Here is a 16,785-nt window from a genome sequence, read left to right as displayed (position 1 = left end):
CCTCGCAGGGCCCGCCCTACGGCTTGCATGCCCGCCCTGCGGTTGCATGCCCGCCCTACGGCTTGCAGGACCGCCCTACGGCTTGCTGATGATCCGGCGCACCACCGTTCCGATCGACTCGCGCAGCCGCGCCCGCGCCTCGTCCGTGTCGCCGACCAGGATCTTCCGCATCTGCGGCATGGCCGCGTACCAGGCCGCCACGCCGAGCAGGATGAACGCCAGGTCGCGCGGCGGCAGGGTGGTGTCGATGACGCCGCGGCGCTGCGCGTCGGCGAACGCCTCGGCCTTGCGGTCGTAGTGCGAGCTGCGCTCGTCCTCGCGCGGCAGCGGCCCCGTGCCGTACTCCAGCCCCTCCCACAGCAGCAGCCGCAGCAGTTGCGGGTGGGTGTCGTGGTACTCCAGGAGCCGGTCGACCCAGGCGTCCGGGTCGTCGGCGTCGATCGGCAGGTTGCGGGCGTGGTCGAGCAGCCGCTCCTCCAGGACCTGCGCGAACAGCTCGCTCTTGTTGCCGAAGTAGGCGTAGATCAGCTGCTTGTTGGCCTTGGCCTCGCGGGCGATCCGGTCGATGCGGGCACCCGCGATGCCGTACGCGGCGAACTCGGCTGCCGCCGCTTCGAAGATACGGGCCTTGGTGGCCGCGGGGTCCCTGGTCCCTGTCATGGAATCAGCGTAACCAACCGTTTGGTTGACACTACCGGCGCTCGCGCGGAGACTTACAACCAACCAGTTGGTTGCTACCGGGGAGAAGCCACCGCCGCCATGCCCACCAAGCCATCGGCCACACCGTCCACCGCCACGGTCACCGACACCGGGCCCGCACCCACATCCGCGTCCGCGCCCGCATCGCCCGGCACGGAAGCGCCGACCGCCGCGCCGCAGGGCCGCACCGGCCCGCCGCCCGGCCTCCTCCTCGCCGTCATCTCCCTCTGCACCGCGGCGACGGTCGCCAACATCTACCTCGCCGCGCCCCTCCTGGGCCTGATAGCCCGCGGCTTCGGCCTGCCCGCCGCGGGCGTCAGCTGGATCACCGCACTCTCCCAACTGGGCTACGCCCTCGGCCTGTTGTCGTTCGCGCCGCTGGGCGACACGGCCAACCGGCGCCGCCTGATCGCCGTACTCTCCGTCGTCACCGCCGCCGCGATGGCCGTCGCGGGACTCGCCCCCGGCCTGCCCGCGCTGGGCGCCGCGCTGCTGGTCGCCGGCGCCACCACCGTCATCCCGCAGCTGCTCGTGCCGCTCGTCGCCGAGCGGGCGCCCGCCGCGCGCCGCGGCCTGCACGTCGCGGCCGTGGTCGCGGGCCTGTTCACCGGCATCGTCGCGGCACGCGTACTGGGCGGGCTGGCCGGCCAGGCGTACGGCTGGCGCGCCGTCCTCCTCGGCTCGGCCGTGCTCACCGCGCTGATCGGCTCACTGACCGCCGCGCTGCTCCCGCCCGAGCGCCGCGAGGTCTCCGGCGCGCTGCTGACCCGCATCGGCCGGGGCGTCGCGCAGGTGCCCGGCATGCTGCTCGCCTCCGCCGACCTGCGGCGGGCCTGCCTCCGCCAGGGCGGACTGTTCGGCGTCTGGAGCGCGCTGTGGACGGCGGTGGTCCTGCTGCTGACCGGCGCGCCGTACCACTTCTCCACCGCGACCGCCGGGCTCTTCGGCCTGTTCGGGCTGGTCTCCGCAATGGTGGCGCCGCTGGCCGGCGGCCTGATCGACCGCTTCGGCACGGACCGGGTGGTGGCCGCCGCCTACACGCTCACGCTGGTCTCCGTACCGCTCTTCCTGCTCGGCGGACACCAGCTGTGGGCCCTGTGCCTGGCCGCCGTCCTCGTACACGCCGGTCTGGTCTGCGGCCAGGTCGCCAACCAGACCCGCGCCCTGACCTCCACCGGCTCCCCCGCCACGGCCAACACCGCCTACATGGTCGCGGCCTTCTTCGCCGGCGCCCTGGCCTCCGCCCTCACCGGCCCGGTCTACACCCACTGGCACTGGCCCGGCGTCTGCGCCCTGGCCCTCCTCTGGCTCGCCGCGGGCCGCTTCCTTCCCCACCGCCGACCGGGCCGCCGCTGACGGCCCGGCGCATGGCGGCCGGGTCGCGGTACGTCCGCGGAGCGGCCCCCGGACGTACCGCTCCCCCGGTCATCTGAGCGGTCGTCCGAGCGGTCAGCCGAGCCGCGTCACGTCCAGCCCGCCGTCCGCGTACTGCTTCCGCAGCACCTTTTTGTCGAACTTCCCCACGCTCGTCTTCGGGACGGCCGGGATGACCGCCCAGCGCTCGGGGAGCTGCCAGCGGGCGATGCGGCCGGCGAGGAACTCCTTCAGGTCCTCGTAGCCGGTCGTGGCGCCCTCCTTCAGGACGACCGTGGCCAGCGGGCGTTCGCCCCACTTCTCGTCCGGGACCGCGACCACGGCGGCCTCGGCGACGTCCGGGTGCGCCATCAGGTGGTTCTCCAGCTCGACCGAGGAGATCCACTCGCCGCCGGACTTGATGACGTCCTTCGCGCGGTCGGTGAGGGTGAGGTAGCCGTCGGGCGTGATCGTGCCGACGTCGCCCGTGCGCAGCCAGCCGTCCGGGCTGAACTTGTCCTCGGGGCGGAAGTCCTCGCCGTCCGCGCCGCCGTAGTACGCGCCCGCGATCCACGGCCCGCGTACCTCCAGCTCGCCGGCCGACTCGCCGTCCCAGGGCAGGTACTCGCCGCCGGGCCCGGCCAGCCGCGCCTCCACGGAGGCCGGGAAGCGGCCCTGCGTACAGCGGTAGCGCCACTCCTCGTCGCCGGTCACGCCGGCCGGCGGGTGGGCGACGCTGCCGAGCGGCGAGGTCTCGGTCATGCCCCAGGCGTGCACGACGCGGATGCCGTGCCGGTCCTCGAACGCCTTCATGAGCGAGGGCGGGCAGGCAGAGCCGCCGATGATGACCGTGGCCAGGCAGGCGACGTCGCGCTTGGTGGCGTCCAGTTCGGCGAGCAGGCCCTGCCAGATGGTGGGCACCGCGGCGCCGATGGTGGGCCGTACGGTCTCGATCATCTCGGCGAGCGGGGCCGGCTGGAGGAAGCGGTCCGGCATCAGCAGCGAGGAGCCCGCCATGAAGGCGGCGTGCGGCAGGCCCCAGGCGTTGACGTGGAACATCGGGACCACCGGGAGCGCGATGTCACGGCTGGTCAGCGCGAACGCCTCGGCGTTGTTGACCTGCATGGAGTGCAGGTAGAAGGAGCGGTGGCTGTAGGTGACGCCCTTGGGGTCGCCGGTGGTGCCGGAGGTGTAGCAGAGCGCGGCGGCCTGCCGCTCGTCGGTCTCGGGCCAGGCGTACGTCTCGGGGCGACCGGCCAGCAGTTCCTCGTAGTCGTGGACCCGCGCGGTGGTGCCGTCCAGTACGGAGCGGTCGCCGGGGCCCGCGACGACGATGTGCTCCAGCGTGGGCAGCTGCGGGAGGAGGGGGGCGAGCAGCGGCAGCAGCGAGCCGTTGACGAGGACGACGCGGTCGGCGGCGTGGTTGACGATCCAGACCAGCTGCTCGGCGGGCAGCCGGAGGTTGAGGGTGTGGAGCACCGCGCCCATGGAGGGGATCGCGAGGTACGCCTCCAGGTGGACGGAGTTGTTCCACATGAGGGTCGCGACGCGCTCGTCGTCGCGTACGCCCAGGTCGTCGTGGAGGGCGTGGGCCAGCTGCGCGGCGCGCAGGCCGGTCTCCCGGAAGGTCTGGCGGTGCGGCTCGCCCTCCCCGGTCCAGGTGATCACCTCGGCCTCGCCGTGCACGGTGGACCCGTGGGCAAGGATGCGGGTCACTGTCAGCGGTACGTCCTGCATCGTGCTCAGCACCGGGCCTCCCGAAGACCAGTTACGGGTGAGTAGATTTCCGCTGATTCTGCTGCCGTACCAGGCGGTATGTCACTACTGTGCGAGAAAAACAGGCGTGTGACCCGTCACGCCGGTGTTCTGTTGACGTGCGGAATCGGTGGCGGGAGCACCCGTGGCACCGGCACACCGACGTGCGGGAGCACCCGTGGCAGCGCCGAAGCCACCGGCGCGGGCCACCCGCCCTCAGGCCGCCTGCGCCAGGTCGGGGTCCTCGCGCAGCTTGGCCAGCGCCCGGGAGACGGCGCTCTTGACCGTGCCCACCGAGACGTCCATCACCTCGGCGGTCTGTGCCTCGCTCAGGTCCTCGTAGTACCGCAGTACGACCATGGCGCGCTGCCGGTCGGGCAGCCTGAGCACCGCGCGCCACATCGCGTCCCGCAGTACCTGCCGCTCCGCGGGATCGGGGGCGGCCGTGACGGGGCCGGGCTCGGGCAGCTCGTCGCAGGCGTACTCCTCGATCTTCCGCTTGCGCCACTGCGAGGTACGGGTGTTCACCAGCGCCCGCCGTACGTAACCGTCCAGCGCGCGGTGGTCCTCGATCCGCTCCCAGGCCACGAAGGTCTTGGTCAGCGCGGTCTGGAGGAGGTCCTCCGCGTCGTTGGGGTTCGCGGTGAGCGAGCGGGCCGCGCGCAGCAGCGCCGGGCCCCGGTCCCGTACGTACGCCGCGAACGACGGGAAGGACGGGAACGAGGCGACGGAAGGGAGCGCCGAGGGCGACGGGAACGGCGTCGGCGACGGTGCCATCGCGGCGGTCGAGGCGCCCTTGCACACTGGCGTGGTCATGCCCTCCACGCTATGAGCGCCTGGCTCGGCGGGGATCGGCCCGAGGTGCCGAAGCCGCATCCGTCTCTGGTTGTACGGCTGGAGCTGCCCCCACCTCCTCAGGGCGGAGCGCGACCCCACCCCCGTCAGGGTCCGCCCGACGGAGCTCTCCCGGCCGGGACCGTCCCGACGGGGGTGGCCGGTCACTGGATCACCGCTACCGGAGCGTCGACCCAATTGCGGTCGATCCGCAGCGCGCGGCCGCCGTGCGTCTCCACGACGTGGCCGACGTACTGGTGGATCCGGCGGTTCGGGTGCCAGGACGCCGCCGGCAGCCACCGCTCACCGTAGGCGGACGGCGGCGTCTTCCAGCGCGCGAACCACATGATCTCCGGCAGGTCGGTGATCCCCTGCGCGCGCGCCTGCGCCATGTGCCGCACGCCGGCGTTCGCGCTGCTGTAGAAGCCCGTGAGGTAACCGGAGCGGCTCACCTCGCGGTTCCAGGAGCGGATGAAGCGCAGCGTGCGGTCCGCGCAGGCGCGGTTCGACAGGCTGTACGCCTCGATGTCCAGGTAGATCGGGCTGCGCGGCATGATCCCGTACGCGCGGGCCCGGTTCACCGCCACCCTGGCCTCGGTCACGCCCTGGCCGTAGGGGTCGGCGCCGATGGCGTACTTCCGCTTGTGCTTGTTCTTCACGCACGGCGCCTGCGAGCCGAGGTAGATGGGCAGCACCCGCCAGCCGGCCCACTTCGCGCCCTGGAACCACTGCGGGCTGAGATTGTGCTGCTTGGGACAGGCGCGGCCGCGCCCCGCGAAATAGACGCCGATGGCCCGGTACTTGGTGCCGTTCCAGGCCCGGAGCGAGCTGACCGCCGGGGCCTCGCACGTGTCGAGCCCGAAGCCCTTGTAGAGGTACGGGCCGTCCGGCGGGGCCTGGGCGGGGGCCCGGGCCGCGGGGCCGGGGGAAGCGGCGGGGTCGGCGGCCGCGGCCTCGGCGGCGCGGCCCGCCTTGCCGGCGCCGGACGCCTCCGCCGGCCGCGCGTCACCGGCCTTCGGGGAGGTGGAGAACCAGGACGGGATCAGCGCTGCCAGGAGGGCGAGGACCAGCCCGACGGTCGGCAGCAGCGCCAGCAAAACGATACTTTTTGCGGATTTTGTCCATCTCATACGCCGAGTGAACGGGGCACACTCCGCCACCCGGGAACGGACACGCCAAGGGGACCGCCCATTCAGTCGTATGCCGGGTGGGGGCTGCCGTGTGCGGGGGCGTGGGGCGGGTGTGTACGGGGGCGCGTGCGCGGGGGCGGCCGGTTGACGGACGTACGCCGTCCGCTCCTGGCCGTCAGCCCTCGTCCGTGGCCAGCAGCAGGCCCGAGGTCGGGACCCCGGTACCGGCCGTGACCAGCACCCGGGACGCCCCCGGCACCTGGTTCACGGACGTGCCGCGGATCTGCCGCACGCCCTCCGCGATCCCGTTCATCCCGTGCAGATACGCCTCGCCCAGCTGCCCGCCGTGCGTATTGAGCGGCAGCGCGTCCGCCGCGACAAAATCCGCCGCCTCACCGGGCGCGCAGAACCCGAATTCCTCCAGCTGCATCAGCACGAACGGAGTGAAGTGGTCGTACAAAATGCCGACGTCGATCTCCCCGGGCGTCAGCCCGCTGCTCCGCCACAACTGCCGCGCCACCACGCCCGTCTCGGGCAGGCCGGTCAGCCCGTCCCGGTAGTAGCTCGTCATCTGCTCCTGCGCGCGGCCCGCGCCCTGCGCCGCCGCATTGATCACGGCGGGCGGGCACCGCAGGTCCCGCGCCCGCTCGGCCGACGTCACCACGATCGCCTGCCCGCCGTCCGTCTCCTGACAGCAGTCCAGCAGCCGCAGCGGCTCGACGATCCAGCGGGAGGCGGCGTGCTCCTCCAGGGTGATCGGCTTGCCGTAGAAGTACGCGGCGGGGTTACGGGCGGCATGCCGCCGGTCGACCATCGCGACATGCCCGAACGCCTCCGGCGTCAGCCCGTACACATGCAGGTACCGCTGCGCCGCCATGGCCACCCAGGAGGCGGGCGTCAGCAGCCCGAAGGGGATGTTCCAGCCGAGCGCCGCGCCCTCCGCGGACGGCTCGCGCTGCTGCACGCCGGAACCGAAGCGGCGGCCCGAGCGTTCATTGAAGGCGCGATAGCAGACCACCACCTCCGCCACGCCGGTCGCCACCGCCATCGCCGCCTGCTGCACGGTCGCGCACGCCGCCCCGCCGCCGTAGTGCACACGCGAGAAGAACGACAGCTCGCCGATGCCCGCCGCCTGCGCGACGGTGATCTCCGGGCTGGTGTCCATGGTGAACGTCACCATGCCGTCCACGTCCCCCGGCGTCAGCCCGGCATCCGCCAGCGCCGCCCGCACCGCCTCGACCGCCAGCTTCAGCTCGCTCCGCCCGGAGTCCTTCGAGAACTCGGTCGCACCGATGCCCGCAATGGCCGCCCGCCCACCGAGCCCGTCCCCGCTCCGGACGCTCATACGGCGCCGCCTTCGAGGGCGACGGTGACGGTACCGGTCACGTGGTGTCCCAGCCCGTTCTCCCCGATCACCCGCACCACGGCCACCCCCTCTTCGCCCTCTTTCTCCATTACCGTGCCGCGCAATGTCATCGTGTCGCCCGGGTAATTGGGCGCCCCCAGCCGAATGGCCACCTTGCGCAGTACACACCCGGCCCCGAAATGATCGGTGACGTACCGCCCGACCAACCCATTGGTCGTGAGGATGTTCATGAAAATATCCGGCGACCCCTTTCCCCTGGCCGCCTCGGCATCGTGATGCACGTCCTGAAAATCCCGGGAGGCGACAGCTCCGGCAACAATCAGCGTCCGGGTGATCGGCACGACAAGAGGCGGTACTTCTTCCCTGGCGGGTGCGACGACTTCACCGACGGATCCAACGTCTTCACTGGCAGGTGCGACGTCTTCACTGGCGGGCCCGACGCCTTCACCGGCGGGTGCGACGTCCTCACTGGCAGGTGAGACGCCTTCACTGACGGGTGCGACGCCTTCACTCGCAGGTCCGACGGCGCGGAACACCGGCAGTACCCCCTCCTCCTCCCCCTCCACCCGCTGGAATTCCAGCCGTACAGGCATCCCGATCCGCACCTCGTCATGGGCCACGCCCACCACGTCGCTGACCATCCGCACGCCCTCGGCCAGCTCGATCACCGCCACCGCGTACGGCGGATCGAAGGCGGGAAACGGCGGGTGATGCATCACCACGTACGAGAAAACGACCCCGTCGCCCCCCGCCTCGACGGTCTCCCACTCCTGACTCCCGCACCTGTTGCACCCCGGCAGCCAGGGAAAACGCAGCCGCCCGCAGCCACCGCACCGCTGGATCAACAGCCGCTTTTCCGCGACCCCCGCCCAGAACCCGGCATTGTCCCGATTGACCACGGGCCGAGGCCGACGCGCGGATTCCGCACGCGCCCCGCCCGCTCTCCCCGCGGACGATTTCCCACCCGGCGCGTACTTGAGCACCCGGAACCGATGCGTCCCGACGACATCGCCCTCTCCGCCCTCCCCGCCCCGCCCGATCCACACATTCATCTTCGTCGTGACGAAGTAACCCTCCCCCAACTTCGTCGACTTCCGCCCCGACACCGACTCGATCACCGCGTCGAAACGGACCTCGTCCCCCGGACGCAGCACCCGCAGGTACTCCTGTTCGCAGTCGGTCGCGACCACCGCCGTGTACCCAGCGCCGTCCAGCAGCGCGAACAGCTCGTCGTACGCCGCCGACCTTCCCGTGTGCCCGGAGAGCCCGCCCATGGTCCACGCCTGGAGCATGGTGGGCGGCGCGATCGCCGCCTCGCCGGTGTACGCGGGGTTGGTGTCGCCGACCGCCTCGCACCAGTGCCGGATCATCGCCGCGTTGACCGGGTCCTTGCCGGTCCCGCCGGCCATGGCGGCCCGCCCCGCGTACGCCTTGAGCCGCTCGTCGAGCCCGGAATCCGTACCGCCCACCACCGCCCCCTCCGCAGCCGTACACGCAACACGCACCAGCGAGCGGTTCCTGACTGTCCGTCAGAAACCGCCCGCTGTCAAGGTACGAAGATTCGAAGGGGCAAAGGCGCGAAGGCGCAAAGGTACGGGCGGCCGGCTCTCCCCAGCGCCGGCCGCCCGTCGTCCTCAGGTCACCGAAGAGGTCACCAGAGGTTCGTGAAATTCACCGTCGAGTTCGACTGGTCGACGTGGGTGAACCCCGAGCCGTTCACGCTCGCGGTGTTGTTCTGGTTGGACGCTCCGTCCCCGTTCGCGACCTGCTGGGTCGTGGTGGAGTTGCCGTTGTTGTCGTTCCCGACGCCGGTGCCTTCCTGGCTCGCCGACACCGCCCCCGACCCGGCCGACGCGAACGAGCCGTTGTCCGCGTGCGCGACCCCTGCGAACAGGGCCGCTGCGAGCGGCAGTGCGGCAACGGCGGCGATGGTGCGAGCGGTACGGATGCTTGCCATGACTTCCTCCTGCGGAACCACTTGGACGGGTAACCCCTGGGTGGTTGGCCGACCCCCCCGGGCCTGTTGCGTAACGACGTCGCGCCACCAGAACTGCCCATGCGACACCCCCCGAACCGACAACCACCCCCGATTCCCCCGCAAGCGTGACCCCCACCCCTCAAACACCCCGATCAACGCACGCCGGGGGCGCAACGAGGCACACCGAACTCCCGCTGATCGCCCACGACCTGCCCGCGCGCTGCGAATCTGAGAGTACGAGGGCGGAACCTCCGACAAGGAACCAGAAATCCCGTCGCCACGGTTCGTCACACACTCAAGGCAGCAATAAGGAAAGCAGGATAGAGAACCCCAATAGCGCCGCCGACGAGACCAAAAACGCACTGGCCGCGCTTTATCTTGCTGACGAGCCCAAGCACACCAAAGACGACAGCGAGTATCCCAGCGAGCAGCGGGACAGCGAGCCCAATGAACCCACTGAGCCCTGCCGCCACGACAGATGCGACACCAAGAACGATCGAGACCGGACCATAGAGAGAGGCGGGAGAATCAGCCGAACCGACAGCCATGCCGCATTCCTTGCTCCTAGGCGACGAAACCCTGCACGCAAGGAACACAGCCCCCGCACGCCCATCATGGCATTGGCTCCCACGACCCTTACCTGCCCGGCCCCGCTCCGGCCGTGCCCCTTACGCGCCCCACCGCTGCCGGCAATCACGGAGAACGGCACCCGACTGCAGCGCACGCCCATGAGAAAGGCCCCCGACCAAATTCCCTGATCAGAGGCCATTCATCTGCGGAGGCTGTGGGATTTGAACCCACGGTGGCGTTGCCGCCACGACAGTTTTCAAGAGAAGGCTGATACGAGAGTCAACATAGGCGCTGACCTGCGGGCATTCCGACGCCCGCTATCAGCCACTGCGGCTCGGTCCACAGGTGGTCCACACCTTCAGGTGCAGCCAGCTCAGCACCTCATGGCGTGCCCACGCAGCCGTTGCTCTCCGTCGGAGTTGGACCTCAACAACCGTGGATGGCCCGTTCCACCTCGATCACGCGGTCCCGCCCTTTGAGCGGTCCACCCACAGGTGATCTTGAAAATGTGCAGCCATCACGCTTGTAGTGATCGCTGAACAGTGTGAACAGCCGGTGCCACGCCGCTCGCCGGCCCCCGCCGCAGGACCGCCATCGACGGCTGTTCCCTGCCGAGACGCGCTATAGCAGCGAGGGCCAACGTGGAGCTCGCACGTCGCGCGCAGCGGTGAACCTCCAGGACTTACTTGATTCCCCGCGCTGGAGCCACTCGGTGGCGCTAGCCTTGTGCTGTGACGAGCCAAAACTTTGCAATCCAGGAAACCCAGGTGGTTGTTCTTGCTGCTGGCGACACCCCACAGGCTGCCGCCAACGCCAGAGGGCATTTGTTTGAGTTGTTTGTCGCCCGGATGCTTCAGCATTTCGGTTACGAAGATCCCCGGTTCGACAACCTGAACGTCACATCCGATGGAATCGAGTTGGACGTCGTCGCTCGCCATCGCCTCACTCGCCGTACGGCGATGGCTGAGTGCAAGGCGTACACCTCACCGGTTGCCGCGAAGGAGCTAGTAGCTTTTTACGGGAAACTCCACACGGAAAGAATAACCAGCGACGACGACGAAATAGACGGTTTCTTCTTCGCTCTTCCGAGGATCACACAGCATGGCGTAGAGAAAGCGCGCGCGATCGAGTCCAAGGACACATCATTCCGTTATCTCAACGCAGACAGTATCGCTGATATTGTAATGCAATCCGGCATGACCGCCTCTGCCCCCTCCAGCATATCAGGTGTTCTGTCATCGGATCCTGCCATAGTGATCACAGAGTATGGCATTTATTCTGCGGTAAAGTCGTTGGATCCCGAATCCAGGACTACTCGTGAAGTATTGGTATGGGGCGCCTCTGGCAATGTTCCCTCTCCCGTTTTGTCCCTGCTAAGGGGTTCGGAATATGCGAGTAGCGCTGTAATCCGGGACGCGAGATTTACCGAAAGGTCGCCTAAAGAGCGGCCGACTGAAGGATCTGAGTCCCTGGTGATCGAGGTCAAGGGAAGCGCATCGGACTTCGAGTACCAGTTGCCGGCATCTCCTCAGTATTTCGTTGGCAGAAGAAAGGTGGTGGAAGAAGTAGAAGGGGTCATCTCGACGGGATCAGCAGTTTTGGTCGTGAACGCGCAATCGGGGTGGGGTAAGAGTTCCCTAGCATTGAGACTCAAGCAGTCCGCCCAAAAGAAGGGGGGAGCGTGTGTTGTATTCGACACAAGGACGGCTACGAACTCTAACTACGTTTCCTCCGCGCTGCGAAAGGTAGCTCTGCAAGCTCAGACACGGGGATTGCTTCAACTGCCGGATGAGTCATCTTGGGCCAGCTTGGCTAGCTCATTGGAGACGCTAAGGGCGGCGAGGTGGGATGACACAGCTGGCCCTGTCCTCGTCTTTTTTGACCAGTTCGAGAACGTCTTTCAGGACGAGGCCCTGACTCGGGAGTTCCGAGATCTCGCCCTCGGAATACAAGAGATCGACAGTCCGCTAAGTATCGGCTTCGCTTGGAAGACTGACCTAGTAGGATGGACAGAGAGCCATCCGTATAGGCTTCGCGACGAAATTAGATCGAATGCTCGTGTCATCCATTTGGCCCCACTGGGCCCGAGCGAAGTAGATACGCTACTCCGAAAGCTAGAAAAGAGCCTCGACACGACCCTGGTGCGGGACTTGAAAGAACGCCTGCGGGAGTACTCCCAAGGACTTCCCTGGCTCTTCAAGAAGCTAGCAGGTCATGTATTGAGCGAGGTCAAGGATGGCGTCAGTCAGGCACAACTGGTAAGCGAAGCCCTCAACGTCCAAAGCCTCTTCGAGCGAGACCTTGCCGAGTTGACCCCAGGAGAGCGAGAAGGGCTTTCCCAGATCGCGCGATTCGCCCCAGTTGCAGTATCTGAGGTAATGGAGAGAATACCTACTGAGGTAGTGCAGCCTTTGCTCGACCGAAGGCTCATCGTGCAGGTAGGAGAAAGACTGGACACCTACTGGGATATTTTTCGCGACTTCTTGATAAACGGCACTATCCCAATTGAAGACTCCTTCATCCTGCGCCAAGTCCCCACGTCTGTAGGCCGCCTCCTCAGAGAAGTAGTGGCGCTCGGTGGAGACGTTGCAGTTTCTGAACTCGCGCATCTCATGGACATCAGCGAGGCGGTTGTTTATAACTTGAGCCGTGACGCTCGACATTTCGGAGTTCTAGCGTACGAGCCGACCCGTATCCGGTTGGTAGAAACATTCATCGAGAGCGGCAGTAAAGAAGAGTATTTGCGCGCCAGAGTAGCAGTATCGCTACGTAGGCATAGGGCGCACTCGACCCTGACGCGGCTTTTCGAGCAGAGTAACGGATCCGTCTCGCTACAAGCCTTTGCAAGTGCCCTCCCAGGCGCCTTCCCCGCTGTTGCGGCCAGTGAAAAATCCTGGGGGATTTACGCCCGCGCGTTCGCTCAGTGGTTCGACTATGCCGGAGTCGCCAAACTGGAGAACCAGTTTCTTCGCGTCATCGAGGAGACAGACATTTCCCCTGCCTTTGACATTCTCACCGGCAGTCGGGGCAGCAACGCACGCAGGGTTTTCCCTAAGGGGACTCCTGGACCTGCAATTAAGCTAATGAAGTCTCTATGGAGTGGCGAGCGCGTGAAACTGACATCTAAGAATAAACCGGCGAACGAGTTGCTACTGCTCGGCATCGCAAGCGTAAATTCGGATGGCAATCTGTTCCTTGCGGATGAGGCGCCGATAGACGACGATGGGGAACTCGTCCCCTCTAAGCTACTAGAGCTGATTAAGCGACCACCAGGTATGGAGCAAGCCATTGAGGCTCTCATGGCAGACCCTCAAGCAAAAACGCATTACCTCGGCGAGTTTATCAGAAGCGCCGCGAATGCCGATTGGGCGCCGGGTACTGTGGCGCTCACGGGAAAGCAAGTTCGGGGTTGGGCGAAAATGGCTGGCGTTCGCGTGAAGCATGGGCTGGCGAGCACGTGATCCCGGATTACGCACCAGCCGATGGTGGGCATTTTCAACTCTCCCTAGAAAATCTACGGGGCGGGGCATCGTCGTATCAGGGAGCCGACGGACCTTGTAGAAGCCAGCCACGTCGCCTGGATACCGCTGGCAGACGTATCCGAACTCATGGCTAAGGGGCAGCTGATGGGCTCGGACACGCACGTGGCCCTGCTTCTGGCCAGCGGGCCTACATCTGCCCCGTAAGCAGGTCAATTCGACGCCGCTGGCGCATTGAGCCGGTACGGCTCGCCAGTCGCCGAGGCTGGCCCAAGAGGTGCCCTCCGCAGCTCACGCGGTCTCGAGTAGGTGGCGACCGTCATGGGCGCGTACGTGAGGGGCCGTGGCGGAGTTCAAAGCGTCGAGAACGCGCACCGCGTAGACCTCGGCCATCCTCGTCTCGACTTCAGCAGGAGTCAGCCACTCCACGGCCGTCGATTCGCTCGACGTGCGCTCCACGCCATCGACCGGCCGGCACCGGAAGACCAGGGCCACGATGCCTCGCGTCATGTTCTTGTAGACGCCGGTCAGGCGCTCGACTGAGACGTGGATGCCCGTCTCTTCCAGCACCTCACGTGCGGCGCCGTCCTCTGGGCGCTCGTCCAGTTCAAGCACGCCGCCGGGAGGCTCCCACGTGCCGTTGTCTGCGCGTCGGATCGCGAGTACACGGCCGTCGTCACGGACAACGACGCCGGCGACCGAGACCGAGTGAAGCGGCATAGACGCGCCCTCCAGGTAGCGTTGCTTATGTACAGGAGCTTAGGAGGTCCAGAAGGACATGGCGCCCACACCCTCCAGGGATGCCGGGAAACCACGGTACCTACAGATCGCTGATGACCTGATCCAGCAGATTGAGGAGAAGGTTCTGCCTGCTGGTGAGCAGGTGCCCAGCGAAGCTGAGCTCATGAAGAAGTACGCCGCGTCGCAGGGCACGGTCCGTAAGGCGATCGGCGAGCTGCGTACGACGGGCCTCGTGGAAACGCGGCACGGCAAGGGGTCGTACGTGAAGCGCCGGCCCCCGGTACGGCGGAAGTCCTCCGACCGTTTCCGCCGCTCGCACCGCATGGCGGGCAAGGCGGCCTACTTGGCCGAGGCAGAGCAGTCGGGCAGCAAGCCCACCGTGAGCGTCCTCTACGTCGGGCCGACCGATGCTCCGGAGGAGATCGCCGAGAGGCTGTCGGTGCCGACAGGCACGAAGGTCCTCTCCCGTCGTCGGCTCTACTTCAGCGACGGCATCCCGACTGAGGAGGCCACGTCGTACCTCCCGTGGGACATCGCCCAGGACATCCCGGAGCTGTTCGAGGAAAACCCCGGGGGCGGGGGCATCTACGCCCGGCTGGAAGAGCACGGGCACGTCCTCAAGGAGCTGACAGAGACGCTTCGCGTCCGACTTGCCACGAAACAGGAGGTCGCGGCACTGAGCCTGAGCCCTGGTTCGCCCATCATTCACCTGACGCGCAACGCAGAGTCCGAAGCGGGCCGGGTGGTGGAGGTCTGCGACACCTACATGGCCGCTGACCAGTTCGTTTTGGAGTACCGCGTCCCGGCTGGTGACTGACTCGCCCAGCTTCTGAGTACCTGACCCGCCGCGGCAATCTGCGCGGCGGGTTGACTCATGTATAGGAGTTGGGCACTCTTCTGCATGTCACTCCTGCACATAAGTGCATGAGTGCAGGTGCTGCTGTTTCCGCGGCGGCACCGTCATGCCCGGTTCGAGATAGCTCGCGGTGCGCTGCGGGTCCTCGCGCTGGTCGTTCCTTGAGAACTCAACAGCGTGACGAGGCCCGCCGCCTCCTCCGATAAGGCGGCCAGCGCGGGACAAGGCCCGCGCATCAACCTCTTCGCAGCACTTCACGCTGCGGCCGGTTGCCTCCTCCGCCCGTCCGGCCCCTGTGGCCGTACGGGCGGGGCTGAGGGGAGCCGGAACCTTCTTGACTCCGCACGAACGCGGCCCCGGTGCTGGCACACCGGGGCCGCTTCCTTGGGCCGTCCCACAACGAGAGGAGCCCGACCCATGAAGCACATCGGCACCGTTCACAGCCCTGTTACCGACCGCGAGCCGACCGCCGCGGAACTGGACGCGATCGAGCACGAGATGCCGCTCATTGAGGCGGAGGTCGAGCTGCTGGACGCCTACATCGTCACCCTCTACCGGCCGGCCTCCGAGCTGGACACCCGCCGCCTCCTCCGCACCCGCCGCAAGGTGCTGGCCGCCCGCCGCGCCATGGCCCACCGCCGCGGCCTGGACGGATCGCCGGAGGCTGCCTGATGCCGAAGACATTCCAGGCCCAGATGGCCAACAACGGCGGCCGGTGGCACCTGTACGTCGTGCTGCTGAGCACGCCGGTCAGACAGTGGCCCGAGCACGCATGGCCCCGCACTGCTCCCACCCCGACGCTCACCGAGCGGGCCCGGACGCTGGCCGGCCTCGGCTATGAGGTCGCCCCCGCGGCCGAGTGGGAGTGGATCGAGGACAGCGACACCCCCGGCGACCCGGCGTCGCCGGTCCGGCTGATCGCCACCGTCACCGTCCGCCCCCTCCGCAAGGAGGGGAGGGCATGATGAGAACGGTAACGACGCCGCTGGTGGAGCAGATCAGGGCGTTGAACAAGCTCCAGGCCGGGCTGACCGCCGTCCTGATCGTGGTGGCAGTGATCGCTCTGGTCTTCACCGCCACCAACGTGACCACCTTCGCTACCGACCACCACGTCTCCCCCTGGATCGCCTGGCTGCTGGACCCGATGGTGGCCCTCGCCCTGGGGGCGGTGCTCATCTTTGACGGGCGGCTGTCGGAGTACGGGGTACACCCGTCCGGCTGGGCCACTGGGCTGCGCTGGTTCGCCGGTCTGGGCACCTGGGTCATGAACTGCTGGGGCTCGCTGTGGCCGGAGGGCACGCCTTTCGGTGTTCCCCGCGCGGTGGATCCGGCGGGGCTGGTCCTCCACTCCATCCCCCCGGCTCTGCTGATCATCCTGGCCGAGGCCATCACCCACTACCGGCGCGCGATCCTGGCGAAGATCGCCGAGCTTCGCGCCCAGGTGGACACCGCACCGGCCGAGGGGGACGCGGTGGTGGAGAAGGTGGACGGCCCGGCCGTCCACGCGGCGTCCGCTCCACCGTCCACCTCCCGCCAAGCCCCGGTGGCCACTGAGGCTGCGGTGCTGCGGGGGCGGCGGCCTTCGCTGGTCATCTGCGGTGACCGTCGGGTGTATCCCCTCGCCGTCCCTGCGGCGTCCACCCCGGAGCCGGAGGAGGCGCCGGAGCCGGAGAAGCTGCCCTCTGTTGAGGCGATGAACGTCATCCGGACGTGCTGGGTGATGGGCGAGACCATCGCCGAAGCGGCCCGGAAATCCACCCGGTCCACCTCCTACGTCCACAAGGTCTACCAGCGCCTGACCAAGGAGCAGGAGGCCGCCGAAACGGTCCAGGAGGCCGACCGGTACGCGCTGGAGGCCGCCGGATGACCGTCCTCATTTTGGCCTGGTGGGCGGTCACGGCCCTGGCGCTGACCGGCCTGGCAGCCATCTCGCCCCGCCGCATCCTGCCCGCCCTGTGCACCACCGCCGTACTACTGCCCGTCGCCGTGGGCCTCGCCCTGGCCTGCGCCGCCCTGTGAAGGAG

15 protein-coding genes, 1 tRNA gene and 1 pseudogene are annotated in these 16,785 nt (G+C 67.8%); 7 read left to right on the top strand and 10 right to left on the bottom strand.

Going from position 1 to position 16,785, the window contains the following annotated elements; translation table 11 throughout:
* Positions 1–75: 75 nt before the first annotated feature.
* Entirely contained in the window at positions 76–660 is a 585-nt protein-coding gene (locus ACIGXO_RS16635; RefSeq protein ID WP_399786484.1) for a TetR family transcriptional regulator, read from the bottom strand.
* Positions 661–759: 99 nt separating this feature from the next.
* Between ACIGXO_RS16635 and ACIGXO_RS16630 the strand changes: the two genes are divergently transcribed.
* Complete coding sequence (locus tag ACIGXO_RS16630; protein WP_399786481.1) at positions 760–2,055, top strand: MFS transporter; 1,296 nt, start codon at positions 760–762, stop codon at positions 2,053–2,055.
* A 93-nt stretch (positions 2,056–2,148) separates the two neighbouring features.
* Here the strand turns inward: ACIGXO_RS16630 and ACIGXO_RS16625 are convergent, their stop codons facing one another.
* The 8 genes and pseudogenes from ACIGXO_RS16625 to ACIGXO_RS16590 all read right to left on the bottom strand — a co-directional run bounded on the left by ACIGXO_RS16625 (position 2,149) and on the right by ACIGXO_RS16590 (position 10,019).
* On the bottom strand, positions 2,149–3,801 hold the full coding sequence (locus ACIGXO_RS16625; protein WP_399786479.1) for a long-chain fatty acid--CoA ligase: 1,653 nt from the start codon (positions 3,799–3,801) through the stop codon (positions 2,149–2,151).
* Positions 3,802–4,023: 222 nt separating this feature from the next.
* A complete protein-coding gene (locus ACIGXO_RS16620; protein WP_399786477.1) occupies positions 4,024–4,623 on the bottom strand; it encodes a SigE family RNA polymerase sigma factor in 600 nt (199 codons plus the stop codon).
* A gap of 182 nt (positions 4,624–4,805) precedes the next feature.
* Entirely contained in the window at positions 4,806–5,738 is a 933-nt protein-coding gene (locus tag ACIGXO_RS16615; protein ID WP_399786475.1) for a DUF1906 domain-containing protein, read from the bottom strand.
* 208 nt (positions 5,739–5,946) lie between these two features.
* Positions 5,947–7,116, bottom strand: a complete 1,170-nt coding sequence (locus ACIGXO_RS16610) for a lipid-transfer protein (RefSeq protein WP_399786473.1) — start codon at positions 7,114–7,116, stop codon at positions 5,947–5,949.
* Positions 7,117–7,661: 545 nt separating this feature from the next.
* Positions 7,662–8,546, bottom strand: a pseudogene (locus ACIGXO_RS16605) (bifunctional MaoC family dehydratase N-terminal/OB-fold nucleic acid binding domain-containing protein); the annotation flags it as partial.
* Positions 8,547–8,788: 242 nt separating this feature from the next.
* The gene (locus ACIGXO_RS16600; protein WP_399786470.1) at positions 8,789–9,094 is read right to left on the bottom strand and encodes a hypothetical protein; all 306 of its coding nucleotides are present in this window, start codon (positions 9,092–9,094) and stop codon (positions 8,789–8,791) included.
* Positions 9,095–9,402: 308 nt separating this feature from the next.
* On the bottom strand, positions 9,403–9,663 hold the full coding sequence (locus ACIGXO_RS16595; RefSeq protein WP_399786467.1) for a hypothetical protein: 261 nt from the start codon (positions 9,661–9,663) through the stop codon (positions 9,403–9,405).
* A gap of 231 nt (positions 9,664–9,894) precedes the next feature.
* Positions 9,895–10,019, bottom strand: a tRNA-OTHER gene (locus ACIGXO_RS16590).
* Positions 10,020–10,416: 397 nt separating this feature from the next.
* Between ACIGXO_RS16590 and ACIGXO_RS16585 the strand changes: the two genes are divergently transcribed.
* Positions 10,417–13,146, top strand: coding sequence for a restriction endonuclease (locus ACIGXO_RS16585; RefSeq protein WP_399786463.1), 2,730 nt, complete (start codon positions 10,417–10,419; stop codon positions 13,144–13,146).
* Between the two features lie 309 nt (positions 13,147–13,455).
* On the opposite strand, the gene ACIGXO_RS16580 is transcribed toward ACIGXO_RS16585, so the two are convergent.
* The gene (locus tag ACIGXO_RS16580; protein ID WP_399786460.1) at positions 13,456–13,884 is read right to left on the bottom strand and encodes an NUDIX hydrolase; all 429 of its coding nucleotides are present in this window, start codon (positions 13,882–13,884) and stop codon (positions 13,456–13,458) included.
* Positions 13,885–13,942: 58 nt separating this feature from the next.
* Between ACIGXO_RS16580 and ACIGXO_RS16575 the strand changes: the two genes are divergently transcribed.
* The 5 genes from ACIGXO_RS16575 (at position 13,943) to ACIGXO_RS16555 (ending at position 16,780) form a co-directional block, all read left to right on the top strand.
* Complete coding sequence (locus tag ACIGXO_RS16575; RefSeq protein ID WP_399786457.1) at positions 13,943–14,722, top strand: GntR family transcriptional regulator; 780 nt, start codon at positions 13,943–13,945, stop codon at positions 14,720–14,722.
* Positions 14,723–15,178: 456 nt separating this feature from the next.
* On the top strand, positions 15,179–15,433 hold the full coding sequence (locus ACIGXO_RS16570; protein WP_399786455.1) for a DUF6284 family protein: 255 nt from the start codon (positions 15,179–15,181) through the stop codon (positions 15,431–15,433).
* The gene (locus tag ACIGXO_RS16565) at positions 15,433–15,726 is read left to right on the top strand and encodes a DUF6303 family protein (protein ID WP_399786452.1); all 294 of its coding nucleotides are present in this window, start codon (positions 15,433–15,435) and stop codon (positions 15,724–15,726) included. Before ACIGXO_RS16570 ends, ACIGXO_RS16565 begins: the two co-directional genes overlap by 1 nt.
* Positions 15,723–16,628 carry a hypothetical protein gene (locus ACIGXO_RS16560; RefSeq protein ID WP_399786449.1) on the top strand — a complete coding sequence of 302 codons (906 nt, stop codon included), beginning with the start codon at positions 15,723–15,725 and terminating at the stop codon, positions 16,626–16,628. The genes ACIGXO_RS16565 and ACIGXO_RS16560 overlap by 4 nt, the downstream gene beginning before the upstream one ends.
* Positions 16,625–16,780 carry a hypothetical protein gene (locus ACIGXO_RS16555; RefSeq protein ID WP_361559111.1) on the top strand — a complete coding sequence of 52 codons (156 nt, stop codon included), beginning with the start codon at positions 16,625–16,627 and terminating at the stop codon, positions 16,778–16,780. Before ACIGXO_RS16560 ends, ACIGXO_RS16555 begins: the two co-directional genes overlap by 4 nt.
* The last annotated feature ends 5 nt before the right edge of the window (positions 16,781–16,785 follow it).

It is taken from the genome of Streptomyces sp. NPDC053542 (assembly GCF_044544685.1).
Lineage (GTDB): Bacteria > Actinomycetota > Actinomycetes > Streptomycetales > Streptomycetaceae > Streptomyces.
This window is presented reverse-complemented; position numbering and strand designations above follow the sequence as displayed.